General features: G+C 57.0%; 1 protein-coding gene. It reads left to right on the top strand.

Features of this window, described 5'->3' with window-relative positions; all coding sequences use genetic code 11:
* A partial coding sequence (locus JMV15_RS28195; protein ID WP_201492020.1) for an immunoglobulin-like domain-containing protein occupies nt 1-258 on the top strand: 258 nt, incomplete at both ends.

A 258-nucleotide genomic window follows, 5' to 3' on the forward strand; every position in this document is an offset into this window, starting at 1 on the left:
TCGACAAGGTCGATGTAGTCCTGACCGCGACCACCACCGTTGGCGAAGGCGGCAACATCGTCTACACCGCCAGCCTTGTGGATAAGAATGGCGCACCGGTGACCAACATCACCAACCCGTTGACCGTGACTTTGGATAACGGCCAGACCATCACTATTGGCGTAAACCTGTCGAGCAGTTTTATCACCACCATCGTCCCAGACGATGTCTACATTGGCGACCAGACCGTCACTACCGCCTTCAACGGCGTGACCGGCG

Origin of the sequence: Pseudomonas paracarnis (assembly GCF_904063055.1) — a bacterium.
Classification (GTDB): Bacteria; Pseudomonadota; Gammaproteobacteria; order Pseudomonadales; family Pseudomonadaceae; genus Aquipseudomonas; species Aquipseudomonas paracarnis.